The organism is Pseudomonas chlororaphis subsp. aurantiaca (assembly GCF_013466605.1).
Classification (GTDB): Bacteria; Pseudomonadota; Gammaproteobacteria; order Pseudomonadales; family Pseudomonadaceae; genus Aquipseudomonas; species Aquipseudomonas chlororaphis_I.
On sequence record NZ_CP059162.1, the window covers coordinates 3007983 to 3030457 of the forward strand.

General features: G+C 56.6%; 22 protein-coding genes and 2 pseudogenes. 14 read left to right on the forward strand and 10 right to left on the reverse strand.

The window, feature by feature from the left end; translation table 11 throughout:
- Positions 1 to 36 precede the first annotated feature (36 nt).
- From H0I86_RS13845 to H0I86_RS13870, 6 genes are all read left to right on the forward strand, one after another.
- Positions 37 to 1458 (forward strand): cytochrome P450, encoded by a 1422-nt coding sequence (locus tag H0I86_RS13845; protein ID WP_180925443.1) that lies wholly within the window; start codon positions 37 to 39, stop codon positions 1456 to 1458.
- A gap of 72 nt (positions 1459 to 1530) precedes the next feature.
- Positions 1531 to 2271 (forward strand): metallophosphoesterase, encoded by a 741-nt coding sequence (locus H0I86_RS13850; RefSeq protein ID WP_219637318.1) that lies wholly within the window; start codon positions 1531 to 1533, stop codon positions 2269 to 2271.
- A 29-nt stretch (positions 2272 to 2300) separates the two neighbouring features.
- A complete protein-coding gene (locus H0I86_RS13855) occupies positions 2301 to 3059 on the forward strand; it encodes a 4'-phosphopantetheinyl transferase family protein (protein WP_258019462.1) in 759 nt (252 codons plus the stop codon).
- A gap of 599 nt (positions 3060 to 3658) precedes the next feature.
- Positions 3659 to 4132 (forward strand): MarR family winged helix-turn-helix transcriptional regulator, encoded by a 474-nt coding sequence (locus H0I86_RS13860; RefSeq protein ID WP_180925446.1) that lies wholly within the window; start codon positions 3659 to 3661, stop codon positions 4130 to 4132.
- Positions 4129 to 4701, forward strand: a complete 573-nt coding sequence (locus H0I86_RS13865) for a cysteine hydrolase family protein (protein ID WP_180925447.1) — start codon at positions 4129 to 4131, stop codon at positions 4699 to 4701. Before H0I86_RS13860 ends, H0I86_RS13865 begins: the two co-directional genes overlap by 4 nt.
- Complete coding sequence (locus H0I86_RS13870; protein WP_180925448.1) at positions 4701 to 5723, forward strand: FUSC family protein; 1023 nt, start codon at positions 4701 to 4703, stop codon at positions 5721 to 5723. Before H0I86_RS13865 ends, H0I86_RS13870 begins: the two co-directional genes overlap by 1 nt.
- An 83-nt stretch (positions 5724 to 5806) precedes the next feature.
- Here the strand turns inward: H0I86_RS13870 and H0I86_RS13875 are convergent, their stop codons facing one another.
- Complete coding sequence (locus H0I86_RS13875; RefSeq protein WP_180925449.1) at positions 5807 to 6091, reverse strand: EAL domain-containing protein; 285 nt, start codon at positions 6089 to 6091, stop codon at positions 5807 to 5809.
- 421 nt (positions 6092 to 6512) lie between these two features.
- Here H0I86_RS13875 and H0I86_RS13880 point away from each other — a divergent pair, with 421 nt between their 5' ends.
- Complete coding sequence (locus H0I86_RS13880) at positions 6513 to 7502, forward strand: LysR family transcriptional regulator (protein ID WP_180925450.1); 990 nt, start codon at positions 6513 to 6515, stop codon at positions 7500 to 7502.
- 179 nt (positions 7503 to 7681) lie between these two features.
- On the forward strand, positions 7682 to 8407 hold the full coding sequence (locus H0I86_RS13885; RefSeq protein WP_180925451.1) for an alpha/beta fold hydrolase: 726 nt from the start codon (positions 7682 to 7684) through the stop codon (positions 8405 to 8407).
- Positions 8408 to 8729: 322 nt separating this feature from the next.
- On the opposite strand, the gene H0I86_RS13890 is transcribed toward H0I86_RS13885, so the two are convergent.
- The gene (locus tag H0I86_RS13890; protein WP_219637319.1) at positions 8730 to 9290 is read right to left on the reverse strand and encodes a RidA family protein; all 561 of its coding nucleotides are present in this window, start codon (positions 9288 to 9290) and stop codon (positions 8730 to 8732) included.
- A gap of 382 nt (positions 9291 to 9672) precedes the next feature.
- On the opposite strand from H0I86_RS13890, the gene H0I86_RS13895 reads away from it, so the two are divergent.
- Positions 9673 to 10892, forward strand: a protein-coding gene (locus H0I86_RS13895) for an IS3 family transposase (protein WP_373369362.1) whose coding sequence is annotated in 2 segments (ribosomal slippage) — positions 9673 to 10018 and positions 10018 to 10892 — 1221 coding nt in all. Because the reading frame shifts where the segments join, the coding sequence is not laid out codon by codon here.
- Between the two features lie 306 nt (positions 10893 to 11198).
- Here H0I86_RS13895 and H0I86_RS13900 read toward each other — a convergent pair.
- A pseudogene (locus tag H0I86_RS13900) lies at positions 11199 to 12186 on the reverse strand (arsenic resistance protein).
- A 366-nt stretch (positions 12187 to 12552) separates the two neighbouring features.
- On the opposite strand from H0I86_RS13900, the pseudogene H0I86_RS13905 reads away from it, so the two are divergent.
- Both H0I86_RS13905 and H0I86_RS13910 read left to right on the forward strand, forming a co-directional pair.
- Positions 12553 to 12634, forward strand: a pseudogene (locus H0I86_RS13905) (OprD family outer membrane porin); the annotation flags it as partial.
- 415 nt (positions 12635 to 13049) lie between these two features.
- Entirely contained in the window at positions 13050 to 13925 is an 876-nt protein-coding gene (locus H0I86_RS13910) for a LysR substrate-binding domain-containing protein (RefSeq protein ID WP_180925452.1), read from the forward strand.
- 192 nt (positions 13926 to 14117) lie between these two features.
- Here H0I86_RS13910 and H0I86_RS13915 read toward each other — a convergent pair whose 3' ends face one another.
- From H0I86_RS13915 to H0I86_RS13935, 5 genes are read right to left on the reverse strand one after another with little or no spacing between them, the layout of a single operon-like run.
- Positions 14118 to 14708 carry an HvfX family Cu-binding RiPP maturation protein gene (locus tag H0I86_RS13915; RefSeq protein ID WP_124321180.1) on the reverse strand — a complete coding sequence of 197 codons (591 nt, stop codon included), beginning with the start codon at positions 14706 to 14708 and terminating at the stop codon, positions 14118 to 14120.
- Between the two features lie 12 nt (positions 14709 to 14720).
- Entirely contained in the window at positions 14721 to 15380 is a 660-nt protein-coding gene (locus H0I86_RS13920; RefSeq protein ID WP_180925453.1) for a putative DNA-binding domain-containing protein, read from the reverse strand.
- Entirely contained in the window at positions 15377 to 16210 is an 834-nt protein-coding gene (locus H0I86_RS13925; RefSeq protein WP_180925454.1) for an MbnB/TglH/ChrH family RiPP precursor modification enzyme, read from the reverse strand. Before H0I86_RS13925 ends, H0I86_RS13920 begins: the two co-directional genes overlap by 4 nt.
- Entirely contained in the window at positions 16207 to 16509 is a 303-nt protein-coding gene (locus H0I86_RS13930) for a hypothetical protein (protein WP_206429736.1), read from the reverse strand. Before H0I86_RS13930 ends, H0I86_RS13925 begins: the two co-directional genes overlap by 4 nt.
- A gap of 14 nt (positions 16510 to 16523) precedes the next feature.
- Complete coding sequence (locus H0I86_RS13935) at positions 16524 to 17459, reverse strand: MBL fold metallo-hydrolase (RefSeq protein WP_180925455.1); 936 nt, start codon at positions 17457 to 17459, stop codon at positions 16524 to 16526.
- A 375-nt stretch (positions 17460 to 17834) separates the two neighbouring features.
- On the opposite strand from H0I86_RS13935, the gene H0I86_RS13940 reads away from it, so the two are divergent.
- Entirely contained in the window at positions 17835 to 18089 is a 255-nt protein-coding gene (locus tag H0I86_RS13940) for a DUF2790 domain-containing protein (protein ID WP_180925456.1), read from the forward strand.
- A 122-nt stretch (positions 18090 to 18211) separates the two neighbouring features.
- Positions 18212 to 18436 (forward strand): hypothetical protein, encoded by a 225-nt coding sequence (locus H0I86_RS13945; protein ID WP_180925457.1) that lies wholly within the window; start codon positions 18212 to 18214, stop codon positions 18434 to 18436.
- A gap of 253 nt (positions 18437 to 18689) precedes the next feature.
- Here the strand turns inward: H0I86_RS13945 and H0I86_RS13950 are convergent, their stop codons facing one another.
- Both H0I86_RS13950 and H0I86_RS13955 read right to left on the reverse strand, forming a co-directional pair.
- Entirely contained in the window at positions 18690 to 19046 is a 357-nt protein-coding gene (locus tag H0I86_RS13950; protein WP_180925458.1) for a type II toxin-antitoxin system RelE/ParE family toxin, read from the reverse strand.
- Between the two features lie 2 nt (positions 19047 to 19048).
- On the reverse strand, positions 19049 to 19339 hold the full coding sequence (locus H0I86_RS13955; RefSeq protein ID WP_180925459.1) for a type II toxin-antitoxin system ParD family antitoxin: 291 nt from the start codon (positions 19337 to 19339) through the stop codon (positions 19049 to 19051).
- Positions 19340 to 19590: 251 nt separating this feature from the next.
- Here H0I86_RS13955 and H0I86_RS13960 point away from each other — a divergent pair, with 251 nt between their 5' ends.
- Positions 19591 to 22470 (forward strand): ATP-binding protein, encoded by a 2880-nt coding sequence (locus tag H0I86_RS13960; RefSeq protein WP_180925460.1) that lies wholly within the window; start codon positions 19591 to 19593, stop codon positions 22468 to 22470.
- The last annotated feature ends 5 nt before the right edge of the window (positions 22471 to 22475 follow it).

Sequence of the window (22475 nt, forward strand, 5' to 3'; positions counted from 1 at the left end):
ATATGTTTTGATCAACTCACATCGAGGTTAATAGTTATGAGAACGCTCAAGGATCTACCAAAACGCCGTGGCCTGCCCTTGCTGGGTAATCTGCACCAGTTGGAAAAAACCTCCTTTTTCCTGTCGCTTGAGCAATGGTCGCGGGACTTTCACCACGAACCATTCCACTTGCAAATGGCCCATATGCACTTCGCTGTCTTCAGCAGGCCGGAGCAGGTACGCCACATCCTCAAGCACCGGCCTTCGCAGTTCCGGCGCATGAAGGAGATGGCCAAACTGTTCGATGAGGTCGGCTTCAGCAGTATGTTTACCGATGAAGGGGAGGCCTGGAAACGCCAGCGGCGGCTGATCATGCCGGCGTTTTCCAAGCGCAGCCTGGTGGCGTTCACCCCACAGATCGCCACTACTGCCCTCAAGTTGCGCGATCGCCTGCGCAGCAACCTGGGGCAGTCGCTGGACCTGCGGGAGGACCTGCGGCGCTTTTCGGTGGATGTCAGTTGCTTGCTGGTATTCGGTTTCGACCTCAAGAGCCTGGAAAGCAACGATAGCCAGTCGCTACAAATCTTCCAGGATGTGGTCAACACCATCAATAATCGCGTGCAGACGGTGGTGCCTTATTGGCGAGTGCTTAAGCTGCCGTCTGACCATCGTTTCGACCGCTCCTTGAATGAACTCAAGAGCTTGGCGGTCGGCATCGCCAGAGATACCCAGGCGCGTATGCGCCGCCAGGAAGACGTGGGCCCCCATTGCATTCTGCATACCATGCTCGAGGCGACAGACAGTGACGACGGAGCGCTCAGCGAAGATGAGCTTTTCGCTAACATGATGGCTCTGATTCTGGCCGGGGAAGGCACCACGTCGGCGATGCTCAGCTGGCTGTTTTTTTTTCTCGGGCAGGACCCGGCCTTGCAGGACAACCTGCGCCGCGAAGTCGCTCGCTTGAATCTGCATCAGCTTGACTATAACGATCTGGTCGACCTGCCGCTGACGGAGGCCGTCATCGAAGAAACCTTCAGGGTCAAGTCCACAGTGCCTGGGTTGTTCGTGGAGCCCCTCGAGGATACGGTCATCGACGATATCGTGCTGGAAAAGGGCACCAAGATTATTGTCCTGACCCGAGTCGACGGTTTGAAGAATCTGCCGGAAGACTCGGTATTCAACCCCTATCGCTGGCTGGACGAACAGCAAGCCTTGATCGATACGAAAGAGGCACGGCAGAAGCAATTTCCCTTCGGATTCGGTCCACGTTCGTGCCCTGCAGCACCTATGGCCAATCTTGAGCTGAAAGTGGCAGTGGCGATGCTGGTCAAATACTTCGAGCTGGAGTTGATCGACAAGGACCAGGTGAAGGAGGTGTTCACCACCTCGGCGGTGCCGAATGACCTGAAAATCCGTCTCAGCCCCCGTCCGGAGCAGGATGTGCCCGCGGCGCCGGTCGCGGCAACCGATGCCGTCTGATGCCCAAGCCCGCGCAAGCGGGCTGTTTCCAATGCGTGTGCTTACCGGGGTACCCCCATGCGGCTATTTACCGTGTCAGATCTTCATACCGACCATCCGCAGAACTGGAAATGGCTTGATCGGTTGTCTCGCGAAGACTTCCTCGACGACACCCTGATCGTGGCGGGGGACGTCGCCGATGAAATAGGCCTGCTCAGGGCCAGCCTCGAGCAGTTGAGCAGGCGTTTCCGGCATGTGTGCTTCGTGCCGGGCAATCACGACCTGTGGGTGATTCGCTCGGACCTGAGCTCGTCGTTCGACAAGTACCGCACGGTCACCCAGGCCTGCCGCGACGCCGGGGTCCATACTCAGGCGTGTCGCGTGGGCAGTACCCTGATCGTGCCGCTGCTGGGCTGGTATGACTATTCCTTCGGCCCGTTCAACGAGACGTTGCGCAGCAACTGGATGGACTTCGCGGCCTGCCAGTGGGACGGCCATGACGACGAGGCGGTGAGCCGGGTGTTCGACGAGCTCAACCGGCCGCCCGATACCCAGGGGGTCCGGCATATCGTGTCGTTCTCCCATTTCCTGCCCAGGATCGACCTGATGCCGGCCGGCGTACCGCCCCAGTATCGCTACCTGTATCCGGTGCTGGGCTCGGCGCGCCTGGAGCGGCAAGTGCGCCGTCTGGGGGCCCAGACCCATATCTATGGGCACAGCCACCTCAATCGCCGCGTCACCCTGGAGGGGGTGACCTACATCAACAATGCATTCGGCTATCCATCGGAGCGGCATATCGCCAACAAGGCCTTGTTATGCCTGGGGCCGCTGTGAGCGCGCTTGAGGATCGGCCTTTGCGGCTCGTGCCCGGGGACATCCATGTCTGGAGCGTCCGGGACGAAGAGATTGGCGACGAGGGGCTGCTGGCGCTGTATCGCTCCTGGCTGAGTGTCGAGGAAACCGAGCGCATGGGCCGCTTCATGTTTGCCCGCCATCGCCATCAGTACCTGGTCACCCGGGCGCTGCTGCGTTCGACCTTGTCGCTGTATGCGCCGTGGGTGGCGCCGCAGCAGTGGGTGTTCGCCAGTAACGCCTGGGGTAAGCCGGCCGTTGTCGCGCCGGCTGTACCGATGGCCTTCAACCTGTCCCATACCGAGGGCCTGGTGGTGCTGGCGCTGACCTTGGAAAGCAGCGTCGGTATCGATGTGGAGTCCCGGCATCGGGCGGTCGACCTGGAACTGGCCGAACGTTTTTTTTCCCCCCACGAGGTGCGACACCTGTCCGGCCTGGCGGAGGCTGAACGAGCGTCGGCCTTTATAACGTTCTGGACCTTGAAGGAAGCCTATATCAAGGCCTGCGGCCAGGGCCTGTCGATCCCCCTGGACAGTTTTTCCTTTTCCTTGGCAGTACCGGGACAGATCGGGTTTTCCTGCCAGAACCTGGACCCGCTGAGCGCCGGGCGCTGGCGTTTCTGGCAAGGGGAAAGCGGGGCGTTCGTCCTGTCCCTGGGCTGCTCACCCGTGCAAACGGAACCCGCGATGGCGGTGAGGTTTTACGAGACGGTGCCTGGACGTGGGCATACGCCTGGGGCGGCCGTCATGTGCCGGACATCCAGTGGCTGAATGACGGTGGTCGACTTCTTGGTTTGGGTCTAACGATGAAGGTGTAGGTGTTGCTGTTTACATCCCTGGAGTCGGCTACCTTCATTCTCAACCTAGCGGTCACAATGTGTATTCGCCCGTCCATGCTCACATCGTCCTCGATCAGATGTCGGGTCTGCACTGGCAGCCATTGGTAAAGCCCCGACGGCGTTTTCCAGCGCCGGCGCCACCCTGAAAGCCCAGGCCTTCGACACCGAGCTCAAGGCCGGCTACCTGTTCCTCAGTATATCGCCTGCCGTGCCGGATCGTTACGGCGCCGGGCGTGCTAATCATGTGCCGGCGCAGCGGCGCACTTGCCCATGGCGATCGAGAGCACGCGGTTCGCAGGAAGAACGGAACCCAGTTCGAGGAATGGCATAGCGGCCGGGCCTAGATGAAGTCCAGGTCGCGGAATGCGCAGGGCAGGGCCGAGCGCCGAAGCCGAGGTCAGCTTGAGACCTGGCCACGAAGAGGTTCAAAAAGCCGTGGGCAAGCGGGGGAGTCGCCATCCAGATTCCCAGGACCAGCAATGTGCGTGAGCAATATTGTTATATAACTATAACTATTATATTGTAGGCTTTATGAAAAGACATGACAGTACATCAGGCGATGCCTCCCGCCTGCGCGGCCAGATCATGGCGGTCGTTCGCCGTTTGCGCCGAGAAACGCGAGGCGGCTCGATTCCACTCGCTCAACTTGCCTTGCTTGGCGCCATCGATCGCTTTGCTGGAGAAGCGACGCCCTCTGCGCTTGCGGCGACAGAGCAGATGCGCTCGCCCAATCTCGCCTCACAGCTGCGTGCGCTGGAGGGCATGGGCCTGATTCAGCGCACTCCCGACGCCCAGGATCGTCGCAAGGTACGGGTCAGCCTGACCGAGGATGGGCGTGAGGCATTGCATCGAAACCGAATCGGTCGCGACGAATGGCTCGCGGCGACGATGCTGGCTTGCCTGACTCCTCAGGAACAGCAACTGCTGGCAGACGCTGGAATGCTGCTTGAGCGCATCGCCAAATTTGAAAACCCATCTACCCACGACAAACTGGAGCAACCATGAACACAGCATTCATTGGCCTTGATTACATTATCGATATCATGCATCCAGATGGGAAAATCGCTCGGTCGGCCGCGCACGCAGCCCAGCGCGACATCATCAGGAAGGCAAACCGGGCGCTTGCCATTGCCGAGTCCAACGGATGGCTAAAGCTGCTGGTCAAGGTTGGATTCGCTCCGAACTATCTCGACCAGCCCAAATCCTCTCCGATGTTCGGGCGAGCTGCCCAGTTCGGTGCATTGAAGCTTGGTGAGCGAGGCACCGATTTCCACCCGGAACTCAAAGTAACCGCTGACGACCTGGTGATAGTAAAACCCCGCGTCAGTGCCTTTTATGCAACGCCGCTTGAGGCCGTCCTGCGCGCCAATAAGATCGAGCGACTCATCGTGGCGGGCGTCAGCAGTTCATGGGCGGTGCAGGCGACGGTCCGTGATGCGCATGATCGGGACTATCAGGTGTTGATCGCGGAAGACGCGTGCGCTGCCGGCGATGAAAGTGAACACCAGGACTCGATGAAACTGATGTCGGCCATCGCACGCATCATTACGGTCGACGACATGGAAAGCCTCTGATGCGTGCCGATGCTCCCTTGAATGCCCGCCTTGCGGGGGAAATCAAGGGCAGGGCGCTCGTCAGAGCAGTGATTGTGCTGGCCCCCTTCGGACTGGCCTGCGCAATCACCGCCAATCCGTTGTGGCTGAAGGTTTCGCTCCTCGCGATTGCAACGATGATCCCTGAGGAGCGGCTCGCGCTCACTCCCCAGGGCGTGTTGCTTCATGGTCTGACCGTAATCGCGGGTATCTACTTGCTGCTGTTCGCGCAACAGGTTCCTGCGCTTTTCGTCATGGCGTGCATGCTGTTGGCCGCGGGCACCATCTGGATCGCCGCAGCGGGCACAAAGCTCAGGGCGTTGGGGAGTTGGACCTTCATACCGGTGCTCATTTTAGCCAATGAGCTTGGTTCTCCCGCGGAACCGCATCTGGATGAGGCCTTGAGGTTTCTTCCCTATCTGCTCATTCCGCTGATTCCCACTTTTGCGGTCGCTGTGTTCAAGTCCCGGAGGGCGCGGGGCAATATCAGCGGCATGCGGTGGTTTTCGAGGCTGGGAGACTTCGGACCGGCGACGTCCTATGGCGAAACGATGGCGGCCATGGTTGTCGGCGTGGGGCTCGCGGCTGCGTTAGTTGAATACAATACGATGCATCACGGACAGTGGATGATCTGGGGAGCCGCCAGCGTTATTGCCGGCACGGTGGATTCGGCTCGGGCAAAACTGCGCAGCCGGGCTATCGGTGTCGTGGCCGGTGTGCCCTTGGGCATTGCGCTCGGGACGTTCGTTATCCCGCATTCGGGTATAAGCGTGACCGTCGCCACGCTGGCAACCTTTCTAACGCTGGTGGCCTTTGAAAGGTATGTCGTTGCCTATTTTTTTCGCTGCACCCTCGTCGCTCTTTCAATCGTTCTGGCGAACCAGTCGGTGGCTGATGCGCTCGAGCGTCTCACGCATGTATTGCTGGGTGGAGCGATCGGCATGGCATCGGTCATTGTGTTCCATATAATTGCCGGGAATATGCAGGCTAGAACGCCCCAGTAAGGTCGTGGACGGACACGACCTGATAGTGGTGCTTTATTGAGTTGTGCAGGCTGTGCTTGTGCTCGACCTGTTCGATAAATATATCAAGAGGTAAGGGCGGCTATGTAAGTAGCCTTGCAGATATTCGACTTTAGTTCTTTCCGGGACTTTTGTCGTTCTGGCATTTCTACCCCTTCAGCGACCACTGAAAGATTTTTTTCTGACAGTGGCAAGATGCTTTCCATTATGTGTGTCGATGAGGCGTCTTTCCCAATCATCGATACAAAGCGCTTGTCTGTTTCAAGACAGTCAACCTTGAGTTTTCTGACAACGACTGGGCATGACCAGTTTGTCTGGGGCATTGCCCAGTCTGTCTGTTCACGGCTCATAGCCTGCTCTAGCAAAATTGCTGGTTTGACCCGTGCGCGTTGCGTAGCGCGTCATCGTAGAAAAATGCCTTATCGGTATCCAGCGCGAGCCAGTGTCAGGCCTTTACTGCATCGCCGAAGATTACTTCGGACTCATGATTCCAATGTCACAGATTGCTTAACCAGGGTTGCCGAGAACTGGCTTGAATGTGGATGTCCTCATCTGAAACGCTTGCGGGAAAAGAAAGAGAAGCTTGTAGCCGGATATGGTAAGTAGGAATCGATGCGTCAATCAATAAACCTGAATAGCTAATAAGGTCCCTTATATTTAAATATTGAATTCCTCTAGCTTGTTTTTAAATAGCCAATCTCGTGTTCCACACAAGAAAATAGTTTATTCTCTGGACGATTAGCTCTTATCAGCTAGATAGGCTTCGTTCCTATGTCAACAGTCAAGCACTTTCTACAACATAATCCTGATTTGATCGGGTTACTTGCTTTCGTCCGTGTCGCCGAACTAGGCAGTTTTGTCGCTGCCAGCCAAACCCTGGGCCTATCCAAAGCAGCGATCAGTAAGCGATTGGCGGCTCTTGAAGCTCATTTAGGCGCCCGGCTATTGCATCGCACTACCCGTAGACTAAGTCTTACCGAAGCAGGCCTAATCTACCTGGAGCATGCGCAAAAAGTCTGCCGAGAAGCGCTAGTGGCGGAGGATGCCGTCAGCGAAATCCATTCCCGACCCCGTGGCACGATTCGCGCTAGCGTCCCGCTGAGTTTTGGTCTTTTGCATATAGCACCCTGGTTAGCCTCCTTTCTTGAGTGCTACCCGCAGATAACGGTTGATTTACACTTCGATGACATGATTCACGATCTGATCATGGAAGGCCTTGATGTAGCGATACGCATTGGCGACCTTCGCGATTCAAGCCTGATCGCTCGTTGCATAGCCACCAGCCGAGTAGTGCTCTGTGCCGCGCCAGCGTATCTGGAAAAGCGTGGTCGCCCGCAACGACCGGAAGACCTTCATGAGCATGATTGTCTGCTGTACAGCTTGGTTGCGTGGGGGCAGACGTGGGAGTTGAGGCGGGGCGAGGAAAAGTTTCGCATGGCCTTGGTCTCTCGCTTACAGGCGAACTCCAGCCTGGCGTTAAAAGACGCCACTCTGCACGGCGCTGGCGTGCTACGTATTCCGGAATTTGCGGTTAAACAAGAGTTACAGCGGGGACAGCTTGGGCGCGTATTACCGGACTGGGAAATGAACGATCTCAAAATTCATGCGGTGATGCCAGAACGAAGGTATATACCGAAAAAGATCCGAGTATTTGTGGATTTCCTGCAGCAGTGCTGGTTGCGTGAAGAGGAGGTATTGGGAGAACAATGCCAGATGCGAGATACAGAAAGCTACTCGCTACTGCAACAAGCCCATATATAACAGAGTCCTTGAGGGTTGAACGTTATACTTGGTTTTGTCGGTGTTGTGTCGCTGGTCAGTCCCTGCGATCAGAATAGTTGTCAGTGTCTATCGCGCACTGCTTGATAGGTTGCTGAAAACTATTGATTGCCTTTGTATCAATCATCCATGATTCGGCCATAGTCCAAAGAGGTAATATTATGCAAGAACGGAAAAAGCTAGTGATTCTCCCAGGCTGGAGCAACGATGGCGATCGCCTGTGGCAATATCAAATCCAGCATCTTGCTGAGCAATATGATATCGAAACCATTGTTGTCTCTAATCAGAGCAATGCTAGTGACATGGCGGACGAAGTATTGCGGCGGGCGCCAGAAACCTTCATTTTGCTGGGGCATTCGTTAGGAGGCTTTATTGCACAGCATGTGGCCATTAAAGCGCCGGAGCGTGTGGAGCGCTTAATTCTTGTAGGAACTTTTCCAGGCAATGTACCTGATGAGCAACGGACATTCTTCAAGCAAGGCATGCTTGAGCCTTTGCGTGAAGGCGCTATCCCCGAAGATTACTGGCAAACACTCAATCCATCCTGTGTAGACCCAGAGAGGGCCGAAGATGGTGTTTTATTAGCCCAGATGGCTGCGGGGCAGAATCTCTCTTGCGAGAGTCTGATTAATCAAACTAATGTCTTGATCAGCGCGCAGGATATCTCAGAAAAGCTACCAGCAGCGGATATGCCTACGCTGATTATTTATGGTGCTCAAGATCAGTTATTTTCGAAGACCATGCAAGAGCTGATGCTCGATAAATTACCAAACGCCACCTTGGAAGTTGTTGAAGATTGTGGGCATATGCCATCGATTGAACGACCAATGACTGTCACTAAACTATTGGTATCATGGCTCGCATCTGATAAAAATACCTTTCGCTGAAGCTAAACACATATAAGAAAATCTGCTGCGGACGCTTCCTGGTCGAGAGAGATCAGGAGCGTTCTAAAGATACAATCCATAGAGGGATTATCCAGCGGCAGTACAGTAATGTCCCGTCCCAGAAAAACTCTACTTAGGTTCGCTCTCATTGAGCCAATGCCAGTATTGAAAGCGCCCCCTCAAATTCCAGGTCAATAACCACGGCCTGTCCAGTATCAGTGCTGCATGACTATTGTCGCCGCTGACCGAAAACTGACCCAAGGCAGTTAAACTACGTCTATCGGCGAAAACCTGGAACAATTCAAGGCGCTTGGCTGATTAACTACTGGTCAGTGTTTTTCAAAGGAATAACGGCAGTCACTTGCACCTCGACCATCATGCCTGGCCATGAAAGTTGGCTGATATTAACAAAGGTATTAGGAGGTAGCGGTGCCGTACCAAGACTTTCTTTTTGGCACTCCAGATACGTTTTGATGTTGCGAGCATCGGTTACATAGGAGGTCATATTAACGATATCGCCCATATCGCCACCTTGAGCTTGTAACACTTTACGTATTTTGTCGTAGGACATCTTGCATTGAGCAGAGAAATCACCAAGATGAGCAATTTTCCCAGTAATTGAGTCTTCCGCCGCCATGCCGGCAATATAAATGGTTTTATAGGCGCCCTGAACAATTGAAGCGTCTGCAAAAATATTTTTGCTCCACACGCCGTAAATATTCTCTTTCTTAAATGGCGCCGGGGTATCAACGGATGCCGCCTGCGCATAAGACAGATGTACTGCGCAGAAAGAAAGCATTGCCCTGGCCAATAGACTTGAATACTTCATAAAAATCCCCATATCTATATGTTGAATTACACTGGCGCTTTTTTTAAGCTTCAATTGCTGATCTATGTTTTAGAAGCGCTAAATGATTGATACCGACCAATACCTATTGATCGAACCCCACTCAAGGATATGGTTTATTCTCTGAATGATTAGCCCTCGTCAGCAAGATTGATTGTTTCTCTATGTCAACAATCAAGCGCTTTCTATAATCCACCTCTGACTTTATGAGGCTACGCGCTTTCGTTTGTGCGCCAAACCAGGCAGTTCATCACTGTCAGCCACCCCTTGGGCTTATCTAAGGTTCTTCATGGAATCCCGGCAAACACCGAAAACAAGAACGCCGATTTGATTGATGATGTTCGTGCGTGAACGAGCCCCATGAAAGACAGGACACTGTTTCCCCCTTACGATAAGGGATAGGCAAACGGTTATGTTTATGACTAACAGCAACGATAAGAGTGGGGAGCTTTTGGGCCAGGAGCGGCGGCGCCGCTGGAGCCCAGAGCAAAAGCTGGCCATGGTTCGCGAGAGCCTTGAGCCAGGACAAAGTGTGTCGGTCGTCGCTCGGCGCAACGGCATCAATGCCAATCAGCTGTTCTTGTGGCGCAAGCTGTATCAGGACGGCAGCCTGTCGGCGGTCAGTGCTGGCGAAGCCGTGGTGCCTGCCTCCGAGCTGAGCGATGCGCTCAAGCAGATCCGTGAACTGCAACGGATGCTGGGCAAGAAAACGATGGAAGCCGAAATCCTCAAAGAGGCCGTGGAGATCGCCCGGTCGCGAAAATGGATTGCGCACTCACCCTTGTTGCCGGGGGACGACCAGTGAAGCTGGTCAGCGAATGTCTCGGTGTGGCGCGCTCGCAATTAACGGTTCGAATCAAGCAATCGGTATCGCCCAAAGTACGGCGAAGTAGGCCTGTGGACGATGCTGCGCTGGTGGTCGAAATCCAGCAACAGGTCAGCGAGCTTCCCAGCTATGGCTACCGTCGTGTCTGGGGATTGCTGCGTCGCGCCCGTGAAACCCAGTCGCTGCCGGCGATCAACGTGAAACGAGTTTACCGGGTCATGCGTGATCACAACTTGCTGTTGGAACGTCGACTCAAACAGCCCGGCGTGCCGCGTCGGCACGAAGGCCGTATTGCGGTGAAAACCAGCGATACGCGTTGGTGCTCGGACGGCTTTGAGTTCCGCTGCGAGGACGGGGCCAAACTGAGCGTGACCTTCGCCCTGGACTGCTGTGATCGCGAGGCCATCGGCTGGGTCGCGAGCCCGACCGGGTACAGCGGCGATGATATCCGCGACTTGATGCTGGAAAGCGTGGAGAAGCGCTTTGGTGATCAACTGCCCGTCACGCCGGTGCAATGGCTAAGCGACAACGGCTCGGCGTACACCGCCGAACAGACACGCCTGTTTGCTCGACAGATCGGCTTGCAGCCGGTGACCACCCCGGTGCGCAGCCCGCAGAGCAACGGCATGGCCGAGAGCTTCGTGAAGACGATCAAGCGTGACTACGTGGCGCACATGCCCAAGCCGGATCGAGAAACGGCGTTGCGTAACTTGGCAATTGCCTTCGAGCATTACAACGAGCAGCATCCGCACAGCGCCTTGAATTACCGTTCACCGAGGGAGTTCAGGCGCTTGGCGCCAGCATCAATTTAACGGGGAGTTGGTGTCCGGTTTTGTAGGGGCAAGTCCAGTGCGAGCAAACACATCTGGCAAACCGGCGTTCTTAGGCGCGATATTTCCTTCCTTTTTGGGAGGGCTTCCCTGTTGTCACCATCAGGCCTGATGGCGATGCTCTTCAGATCGACCTGATACCCACGCCACCCTATTTTTCCTGCTTGTGGCGCCTGCCAAACTCATCTTGAACAACTGGACTGGAAGACTCGGGTCTCCTCTGATTTCGATGTCAATTGGTTGAGGTGGTAAACGTGCGGCCAACCCGTCTTGCATCAGGTTACCTACCTAGGAGTTTGTCGACGCAAGACGGGTTTTTCCTCGCCAAACGAGTGCCGGTATTGCCCGAATGTAGATCAGCTCACCTACCAGCTCGACCAATGTCTGTGTGATCACCGCTGCGGCAGCGAGCCCCCGAATATCTTCAGGCAATGCTAGAGCCAGAGGCAGAACAACCAAGGAATTTCGAGTCGATGAGCTAAAGGTGACTGCTCGCGCAGTGGTGGCTGGCAGTTTGGCCGCTCTTGACGCCAAAACCCCCACCAGAGGTGCCAAAATCAAAAAGCCAATGTACACGGGGATAACTGGAGCGAGCAGATTGATGTCGCGAACCACCGAAGAGATCTGAGATCCGACCACCACGATCAGAACGACAGCCATTGCTGGAACGGGTAACCATGCCCACGCTGCGCTCCACTTGGCGACAATGTTCGACCGTTTGGCAGCCGCATCTGTAGCGATCGCCAAAAATAGTGGCGCGACGATCAGAAGAAGAAACGCTTCAACGAACGGGCCGATGGAGATTACGACTTCGGACTGCCCACCCAGCATGAAGACCAGGTAAACGGGCAGCAAAACAAGCTGGAGTAGCAGTAGAACCGGGGGTTGCCGAAAGAATCGCGCGCGAGTCGCCCTTGCCAATGTGAGTGAATACCACCACGTAGTCGATACAGGGTGTCAGCAGTACCAATAGCGCGCCAACGAGTATGGCCGGGTGGTCTAAAAGGCCCCTGGTGATGCCCCAAACCAATAGCGGAATCAGTACGAAGTTGGCGATGAGAAGCGCCGACATGAAACGTTTGTTGCTAAGCCCTTCACGCAGATCCAGGAAGGGTATTTGCAGAAACATCGCATACATCAGCACAGCGATTGTAGGGGTTACCAGCCCATTCAGGCCTTGTGCTGCTGAGGGGAATATCAATCCGCCGGTTGCTGCGACTATGACCGCTATGAAATAGATCGGTATTTGGTTCTGCTCAAGCGTATCCCTGTTCATGACTCTCCCTCGGTTACGAAAAGGGCTTCATATTAGCAAGCCTGTCTGGGTAAAGGGGCCCACCTATGCGGTGAGCAATGGCCGAATAACCAGCTTTGCGGCTAATGATGAAGAGGGGGACCGCTGGGCAGGGGGGAGAGTGCAGAGCTTATGCCCACTGATAACGGAACCAATACCGAGCGCCGTGTCTTTCTCCAGGGCGCTAGTCTGATAGCTGCGGGGCTTTCATTTAAACCGTTTTGTAGTCGAGCGGCAGAAACTGAGACTCGGGACTTTGCCAATGGAGCCCGGGAGTTGATGGCTCATCCGCAGAAAAGACCACTGATGTGTATCACTGCTCGTCCACCGCATTTGGAAACACCGTTTTCCCAGCAGTACTCCGGACTTCAACGGACCCAACGAGCGTTCATGGAAACTCAGGTACGCCTATGATTTTGCTGGCCTCGGTCCTGTCCTCCCCCCGTGGCACGCTGGACCTGAGCAGGGGCGACCCGAACAGCCATTAGGATCGAACATCAGGTAAAGTGAATTTTTACGATCCCCCATGGTATGACCTGTTGTTTTCAAACCCTGATCAATTAAATTTACAAAATACTTTCCATCGCCCTCGATTTCTTCAAAGCACTCCGGACATGGGGCGGTGTTTCTATTCTGGCTGGAACTACTTATGGCGGGGCGATGTGCGGGGAGTAGCGGATAGGCTAATATCGCGCAATTGTTTGACTTGCTTAGCCACGGTGTCAGCTCAGCTCAGCGCTGTTATGTCACTTCGATTTTATAGCTTGCGCTGACTGCATCGCCCAGATCCTGGATAGATTGAGTACCCGCTAGCATTCGCTCATAGCCATTCTTTCTTCGCTTATATGAACCTTCATCATCTCTTAATCTTTCACACGATTACCAAAACCGGCAGCATTACTGCCTGCGCAAAGGCGTTGCACATCTCGCAACCGGCTTTGTCTCGCGAATTGCGCAAACTGGAGGAGCGCTTCGGTCTGACGCTCTTTGAGCGACAACCGCGTGGCATGCGTTTGACCCACCCCGGCGAAGTGCTTGCCGAATATGCCGATCGTCTCTTTGATATTGCCAGAACAGCTGACCTGGCGATGAAGGAACTGGCAAGCGCCAAGATTGGACACTTATCCATAGCAGCAAGCAACACCATCGGTACCTATATGTTGCCGCGCGTTCTTGCACGTTTTCGCCGTAACAATCCAGGTGTGAAGGTAAGTCTTTTCGTGGGTAACACTGAACAGGTTTCTCAGGCCGTTGCGGACATGCGCTACTCGCTGGGTTTCATTGAAGGTCCTTTGCATATAAACGGTTTGACCGCGACCCATTTTCGCGAGGACGATTTGTTGCCGGTAGTGGCCGCGTGGCACCGGTTGGCCGATGCTACCGCCATCAAACCCCGGGATCTCAATGACGAGCCATTACTGATGCGCGAGGTGGGATCGGGTACGCGCGAATTGATTGCAGAAGTACTCGAAGATCTGGACGTGCGGCAAGGATCGATCATGGAGTTTGGCAACACCGAGGCCATCAAGCAGGCTGCCATTCATGGCGGCGGCATTGCCTGGCTGCCCGCCATCAGTATCGCGGATGAATTGGCCAACGACGTACTCATCCCTTTACCCTGCGCGCAGCTCACGCTTCGCCGGACGTTGAGCATTGTGCGTCGCGTGGCCGTGCCTGATGGGCCGGCCGAGCGCGAATTGCTTTCTTTGCTCGAGCAGTAACTGCAAACGATGGGCAAGAAAAGGGCAGAGCGGTGAACTCTGCCCAAAAGCTATTCAAATGGAACCCTCAGAACACCGCTTGGGTTTAGTTGTTACCCGTCGTCGGTCGTTGACGGACATGCCCGGCGACATTGACCAAGTGGCTGGCATAGCGACCCTGAATTGGATCGAGCCGCTGTGCCAGGCACTTGGTCATTTTGGCCAGCGCGGGAAGACCTTGGCCAGCCAATGGTCGGCGCTGACATAGCGACCTGCGCCATAGAAGAACAGCACCATGATCATGACCGCATAGGTCACCGTGAACTCGATACCGTTGTTGAGGATGATTGGATCCCCCAGTTCCGTCACATAGTTGAAGCGGCCCGGGAAGGAGTGCTGCAGCCAGGTCATGAGACCACTGAGGCGCATGCTTGCCTCCGTGGTTTTTCCGGCGATCGCGGCCCAGCCGTGCGCCCAATGCACGGACAAGCCGGCGACGGTCATCAAGATCGCCAATGGAATGGTGACGATACGGGTGAACAGGCCTAAAGCGATGCAAATGAGCCCTGCTACTTCGGTACCCGTAGCAAGGGTTGCCATCAGCGTGGGCAAGGGCATGCCTAGGCCGCCTTGGGCCACTGGGGTGGAGAACCACTCGACCAGGCCACTGAAGCCGGTGACTTTGGCGTGGGCACCCTCGTAGAGGGTGGGCAGCAGATACAGACGGATGGAAAGTAGCGCTACGAAATCCAGCTTTTTGGACTTTTCGAGGCCGCGATTGAGAAGTGCGATCAGTTTAGCCATGGCGATGCCCTACTATTCGTGAGGTGAAGTAATGAGTTCGTGCCCAAGCGCGTGCGTGAACCAGTGTGCTGACTCTGTTGGAGATACGAGCCGCTCACCACCCGCGAAGGTGGACAGTTCTGCGATGTCGTGATTTGAAAGCCGTTGCGTCACGACCCTATGGTCGAATGTGCGAAAGACGGCATAGGCACAAGGCGCGTCGTGGTGTAGCAGCGCTTGCTCCGCAAGTCGGTCGTCCGCGTGCAGGTCAAACGGAGTGGCCAGCCATCGCACGGTGGGGTTGAGGCGAAGGTGGGTCGGGCGACGAGCCCCCCCTCCATGGGGACGGGGAACTGGGGTCTTATCGACCTCGACGTCAAACAACATCCATTCGTACTCGATAAGGGGGCACCCGATACCCGCTGGCAGGCGCGGCTGCATGAAGCGGACAAATTCGGTCGCGAGGTGAATGAATTCGGCCCGCGTTGCGCCAAAGCATTTATAGAATGCGTCGATATCCTGGCGCAGGTGCTCGGCACCGCGATGTTGGGCAAACCGTGGGAACATCGTGGTGAGTAGCTCTTGCGCGTTCGCACGGACCAACTCGCCATACGGGCCGAGATCACCGCGACGCACAGCCTGGCACCGGCGCTCAGCTTCGCTGGCGACATCCGGGGCGATGCAAAAATTCATTGCAGATTCCCCGTCGAGCCGATCATGGCCTGGTGGATGCCGCGCAGCTCCTCACATAGCTCGTCGAGGCTGGGTATATTGTTGTCGCGCTCCAGCACAATGGGCCGCTCGCCGAATCGATGAACCGCATAGGCACCCAGGTCCAGCACGGCAGCCGAAACATCGGTTCCATGGGTGTCCAAGACCCGCCCTTGAGGTCCATTATCGAGATGACCGGCCACGTGAAAGTAGGTCACCGCGTCCGTCGGCAATGCGTCTATGAATGCGCGCGGATCGGATCCGTGGTTGCGCGCGTTCACATACGCATTATTGACATCCAATAGCAGCCCGCAGCCCGAGGCGTCGACCAGCCGAGCGATGAATTCGGTTTCGGCCATCTGCCCCTCCTCATCGTAGTAGTAGGAGATGTTCTCCAATGCGATACGCCGGGACAGGTAGTCCTGCACCGCCTTGACCTTGTCGACCATTAGCTGCAGGCTCGCCTGCGTGCGATGCACAGGAATCAGCTCGTACAGGTAGCCGCGGCTATCGCGCGACATGCTTACGTGATCGCTATAGATCGCAATGTCGTAGCTGTCTAAGAAGATCTTCAGCGCCCTCAAATAGTCCATATCCAGTGGTTGTGCGTCGCCGATGGACAGGCTCAAGCTGTGGGCCACCATCGGATACTTGCCCGCGATCGCGTCGAAGTGTTCCTTGCTCTCTCCGCCCAACCCCATCCAGTTGTCCGGTACGACTTCTAAAAAGTCGAAGTCAGTCCGAACCGGACCGTTGGCGAGAGGCAAGGCAAACTCACGCCGCAGCCCAAGTCCTCGTCCTTGGATGATCATTGGCCACAGACCCCTTCGGCGAGCTTCTTCAGGGGCGTTTCGGCTACGTCGTAGCCTTGAGCGGTCAGACCACATTTGCCGTCACGTGTACGGACCAGGCGATCCTGTGGGTCCTGATTGATCTTGGCCTTGCTGTAGATCTTCTCGGTGCCGCACTTGCCGCTGGCACATTTGCCGCCACCCTTGGTGGTCTTGGCAATGGCCGGTGGCGGGGCTTCACTGGCATGCGCCGGCTGGCTGATGACAGCGAACGAGGCGAGAGAGGCAACGGCGATGGAGAGTGCGAGTGTGTGTTTCATGGGGTACTCCTGGTTCATGGCATTTCGAAGCGCGACAGATCACGTCCTGCGTAGACCGGACCGTGGTAGTAGCGCTTGATGGTTGCGATGTTGCTCTCCTTGTTCTTCAGGGATTTGCCCATGAAATGATTGAGGACGAGCATCTTGGGATTGATGGCTGCGGCGATCTTGCCGACGACCGTTGGCGTTGCATGGAGAAACTTGGAGGTGGTGTCGGCGTCGTCGTCGATGGCAGCCGGCATGACCAAGATGTCGGCGCCCTTGGCAAAATCGATGAATCCGGCACGGCTGCCGTTCTGATCCGCGGAGATCACGATCGTGCCGTACTTGCCCTCGATGCGGAACGCCAGGGTCGGTACATCGCCGTGCGGAATGCCGTAGGCATATACCTTGACCTCGGCGTCTTGATAAACGAGGGACGCTTTCTCGGCGTGGCGATCCACATTGATGATCGGGCTGACCTTTAGGTTCAACCCATCGCTGCCATCATGCAGACCCTCGAGGTAGGCAAACGAGCCAGTCTTGGCACCGAACGTGTCATGGAAGAATGCCGTCATGCTTGGGAACGAGTCAGACCCGTCCGGACCGACCAGTGCAATTGTGTTGCTCGTAGCCATGAAGTACGCGCCCTTCAAGATGGCGGGCAAGTCGGCGCTATGGTCCGTGTGAAAGTGCGAGATGCCGATGAAGTGCAGGTCTTCCAACCGGGCATGTGCCTGGCCAAAGCGCAGGTACGTACCGCCGCCGGCGTCGATGAGCAGCCGCGACTTGCCATCGATCCAGACAATCTCGCCCGATGAAGCCCGGGCGTCGTCAGAGATAGGGCCACCAGAGCCGAGCAGTTGGATGCCCATGGAGTGCGATGTGTCGTAACTGGTCGTAGCGGAGAATGCGCCGGTGGAGAGTGCCGCCAAGCCGAGAGCGGTGGCGATGCGCAAGATTTTTTTCACAGTGAGGCTCCAAGCGGGCTGAAGTGGAATGTGCGGGTCACCGAGTGGTGCCAGGCAGCACCAATGAGGTGTGACATATCGTCACCTGTTGCTGAGCTATGCGCCATTGCTTGTTTTCGATATGTCGCATGCCTTTTTGATATGTATTGGCGCGGTGCAACTGTGCGGAGGGCTTTGACGCTTTTGTTGGGGCTGTGGGAGGTAAAAAATCCATGCCTATGGGGCATGGCGCGCATGCAAAAAATGTCATCGTGCATAGCGGGGGAGAGTGGGAGGATGAATTCGAGCCATTCACCGGCCCATACCGAGTTACTTGCTAGTTGCTGTGGGCCCATTACCAGTTAACAAGCAACTTCCCACTAGAGAGATACCTTCATGAAATTGCTTATGCTTGGATTTGCTGCATTGCTCACCACCGGTTCAGCGTTTGCCGACACTACCGAGAGCTCACCGGTGATTCACGACAAGACCGGCTTCTACGTTCATATGGATGTAGCAAAAATCATATCCATGACTCAAATCCCGGACCAGTGTGGTGTGGTTCCCGCGCGTCTGGATTATCTGGACCATCAGGGGCGGGAGCATGTTCTGGATTATCAGGTTCAAGGAAATTGCACGAACGAAAACTGATGGAGTGTTTTTATTATGAGCACTTAACGGTCAGTTGATAACGACACTTCCTAAAGCGCCATCCATAACTTTCATTTAGCCCAAGCGGCTCTTCCCTTTATCACCTCAGGAGATTTGATCCTATGAAATGCTCCACACTTGTCATTGCCTGCCTATTCTCCGTTACTTCTATCGCCGCCGTTGCCGAAGACGGCTCTGACCGGGCCCGCGCCCGTTGGGAGGCGTTCCAGGCCAGCCATGCGCAGGCGCACGCTGAAGCCGCGCAGAAGACCTTGACAGCCCAGACCAAAAACAACGGCTCCTCCGCAGCAGACACTACCGAACAGAAGCAACAGCCCGATACCTGATTGCTCGAACCCGCTCCCGACGCTCACTTTTTCTATGCTCTGCTGCTCTTGATGCCCCCTGAAAACAAGTCCAGAATTAAGTCTCTTTCTGTTTCGGCAAGAAGAGAAAACCCTTAGATTTCAATGGGTAGGGAACCAGATGCGAGTCTCGTTTCCCGCTCCAAGATTCAGAAAAAGCCACTCAGATGAGTGGCTTTTTTGTGCCTGAAAAATACCTCAGCGTGACATGCATTGCGCTGGACGTTCGAGCGCGTCAGTCGGTAGGCAGGTGCAACTGCACCTCAATGGCATCATGAAGGAGTCGGACGACCTCGATCACGTCGTCGTTTGCCACGCGATAGAATACGACATGGCGCGGGCTTTTGACCGTTCCATGGGGGTGTTTAGCCTGCTGGCGTGAGTAGATGAGGTGATAGCTGCGAAGGCCCGGTGCAAGCTCATCGCGGTCGTGGCTGCCAATGCGATAGGGCGTGCTGGCGATATCTTGCAACGCGGCGAGTATCAACGCTTGGTATCGCTGGCGTGCTTGATCGCCAAACTGCATCTGGGAGAGCCTGAGGATGTCGACAATGTCGGCGCGCGCCGCGTTGGAAATCCGGTACTGCGGCATGCTCAGTGTTTCTCTCTCGCGGGGAGGGTTGCCTCAAGGCTCAAGCCCTCGAGGTAGTGCTCCAGATCCCCTTCGTTCAACTGAGTAAAGCGCCCGTGTTCAAGGTCCATGATGCCGATCGAGGTCGCCTGGCGCAGGGCCTCAATTTTGGCAGTGTCTTCGGCGATGCGCTGCTCCAATAGACGCAAACCTTCTCGCATCACTTCGCTGGCATTCTGATAACGGCCGGACTGCACCAGGTCCTGGATAACCTGGTCCTGGTGAGGGGTGAGCACAACGTTTCGCGTCGCCATAATTAGCTCCAGCTCTGGGCAAACAGGTTTTTTCGATCATTGGCATATTATGCCATTTTACCCGGGAGCACATAGCTTGAGAGCTGTATCTGACGAACTGGGGCGTACGGGGCCATCCTTTATGTTCCCGCACGCCACTAACGCCTAAAATTCCCGGCAAATACGCAAGACTGTCGACGACTTCGCAGGGGCTGCCTGCCGGGTCGCGTCTACCGCTCCTCGTTTCGCAAGTACCTCAAGGAAGGTTCCCCATGCTACTGAGGTCCCTCGCAGCTATTGGCATTCTGTTGCTGGGTTTTCTTTCACCGATATTTCCGGCTCAGGCGCAGGACATCACGTTGTCCGGTCGCATGACCACAAGCAGTCATCCCTGGCTGGACGCCAAGGCGCGGCAGTGGCTGGAAGGGCGAGGGCCGCTCAGGGTCGGGGTCGTGCGTTTCGACTATCCGCCCCTGTCAGTGCTCAATGGCGATCGCTACCAGGGCATCACCGCCGACTACCTGGCCCTGATGTTCGAACGGCCGCCGCAGGTGCGCGCCTACTCGTCGCGGGCATCCGCACTGGCGGCCTTGCGCAGTGGCGAGATCGACCTGCTGGGCGCGGGCAGCGATGTCGAAGGCCGGGAAAATGGCCTGCTGCTCAGCGAAGCCTACCTATCTGACCGGCCGGTGCTGGTGACTTCGCAGGCCCAGCCCTTCGATCCCGGCCAGGCCGGTACCGTTCTGGGAATGACTGTCGGCTATCTTCAGGAACAGGCGGTACGGGAGGCTTACCCCCATAGCCAGGTGGAGTTTTTCGATTCGCCTCAACACGCGCTCGAAGCGCTGGTGCTGGGGGACGTAGACGCGGTGTTGGGGGATGCCGTGTCCTCGCATTACCTGATGCAAACCCATTACCTGCTGGGCCTGCGCATCGACAACTTCGCTCCCGTCGACAGTCGGGGCTTCCGCTTCCTTCTGCGTCCGGGAGACGAGCCGCTGAGGGGCATTATCGACCGGGCAATACCGAGGATATCCAGGCGCTATGGGGAAGACATCCTGCGCAGCTGGAGCGCCGGCCGCCGTTTGAGCATCGACGAGGCGCGCGTGAAGCTGACGCCCGCGGAACAGCGCTGGCTGGACAGCCACCCGCAGGTGCCCGTGGCCATCAATTACTCGCTCGGGGCGTTGGGCGAGCTGGGACGGGACCGCAGCGTCACCGGCATTGGCCGCGACTACCTGGAATTGATCAGCCAGCGCAGTGGCCTGAAGTTCGCCTACCTGGGCACGCCAAACACTTTGGAAACCAATAAACTTATCGCCGAGGGGCGGGCGCTTCTGACCCCGGCCATGCCTCAGTCCGAGCTGTTCGAGACGCCACTGGATGTCTTGCCGGCGTACCTGCGCAGCTCCACCGTATTGATGACCGCGACCAGTGCTGGCCGTCACGCCGGCCGGCGTTTCAACGGGCTTGCCGATCTGAATGGGAAGACCCTGGCGACGGGTGAAGGCTACTTTTTCATCGATACGATAAGACGTGACTATCCGGCAATTCAGCTCAAGGTATACCCCACGTTCCTCGAGGCCATGCGCTCGGTCGATTCGGGGCAGAACGAGGTGTACCTGAGCAGCGACTACACCGGCCGCTATCTGTCGGCCCAGTATTTCGACAATCGCATCCAGGTCACCGGGATCCTGCAGAATATCTCCACGCCCATCGGCATCGGGGTGGCGAAGAACCAGCCGGAGTTGCGCAGCATCCTGGAGAAGGCGCAGCTGGCAATCACACCGGAAGAGGTCGCGGACATAGTCCAGGCCTGGGCGCCGCGCTTCGCCAGGGGCGGGAGCGACTTCTGGCGCGACCATCGCGACAAGATTCTCCAGCTGGGCGGCCTCTTCGCGACCCTGATCGCCATCTCGCTGATCTGGGCGTTCTACCTGCGACGCCAAGTCTGCAGGACCAGGGCCGCCGAGGAGCGGGCCGAGGCCGCCAACCAGGCCAAGAGTGTCTTCCTGTCGACGATGAGCCATGAGATACGCACGCCGCTGAACGCGATCATCGGCATGCAGGAGCTCGCGCTGCTGAGGGCGAAACAGGGGGAGGCCGACAGCGTATCCCTGTCCGTGGCCCAGGAAGCGGCCCAGGGGCTTCTGTCGCTGCTGGGCAATGTGCTGGATATTGCTCGCATCGAGTCCGGAAAGATTGATTCGTTTCCTGAGCCGGTGCTCATCAACAACCAGATTGAAGGCGTCGCCTCGGTTGTCACTGGCATGGCGCGACAAAAAGGCCTCACCCTGGACGTCAAGGTCGAAGGCGAGTTGCAGGCATGGGTGCTACTGGACCCGCTGCATTTCAAGCAGGTGCTGTTCAACCTGCTCAGCAACGCCATCAAGTTCACCGAGCGTGGCGGCGTAACCCTCCAGGCTCGCACCCGCCGTGAAGGGGACAGGTTGCGCCTGGACCTCGATGTCATCGATACGGGCATCGGCATTGGCGCCGAAGACATGGACAAGCTGTTCAAGCCCTTCTCACAGGTGGGCATGCCAGGCGCGGGGCAGGCATCCGGAAGCGGGTTGGGGCTGAACATCAGCCGCCGCCTGGTGCAATTGATGGGGGGCAAGATCGACCCGCGTAGCGAACCTGGCAAAGGATCCTGCTTCAGCCTCGAATTGAGCCTGCCCATCTGCGACCCTCCAGCCGCTATCGAGGACGAAGCTGCGCAGCAGGAGCCGCCCGTTTCTGCCGAAGTGCCTCCATTGTCCATCTTGCTGGCCGAAGATAACGCCTTCAATCGCGTCACCCTCAACACCCAGCTGGAAACCCTGGGGCATCGAGTGGTGGTCGCGAAAGATGGGCAGGAAGCCTTCAAGCGCTGGCTGAGCGCGGACTTCGACATCGTGCTCACGGACGGCATGATGCCGAGGATGGATGGCTTCGAGCTCGCCAGGCGGATCCGCTGGGAGGAATCCCACAGCGGCCTGCCACGCTGTCGCATCATTGCCCTGACGGCCAGCATCGAGGCGAGGGCGGTGGAGCGATGCAAGGCCGCCGGGATGGACCAGATTCTGTTCAAGCCCGCGACACTGGAAACGCTGCGGCAGGCTATCGCGTCCAGCCCGGCAGGCGAGACCAGCCCCGAGGAGTCCCGATAAGCCGA